Annotated in this window: 1 protein-coding gene; it reads left to right on the top strand. The window is 71.1% G+C overall.

Annotation, left to right across the window (positions count from 1 at the left end; genetic code table 11):
* The coding region (locus KZZ06_RS21625) for a hypothetical protein (RefSeq protein ID WP_219581976.1) at positions 1-253 on the top strand (253 nt) is incomplete at both ends.

Here is a 253-nt window from a genome sequence, read left to right as displayed (position 1 = left end):
TGGATGCGCTGATGCGTCAGCTGCGCCAGCAGGCCCGCGATGCGGGCAAGCAGGCCGGCCGCGCCCTCTGGCGCCGCTACTTCCTCGTGCGCGATGCCTTCGCCTCGCTCGGGCCGGCTGCGGTGCTCACCGTGCACCGCAGCCAGGGCAGCACCTTCGGTGAGGTGTTCGTGGCGGGCGATGTGTGCTGGCACGGCTCACCGCCACGTACACGAGCTGGCGGCGCAGCACCAGATCGCTGGGCCAGAACACA

This window comes from Sulfitobacter sp. CW3, assembly GCF_019392245.1.
In the GTDB taxonomy this organism is placed as follows: Bacteria; Pseudomonadota; Alphaproteobacteria; order Rhodobacterales; family Rhodobacteraceae; genus Sulfitobacter.
Note: the sequence above shows the minus strand (reverse complement) of the source record. Positions and strands in the feature narration are given on the sequence as shown.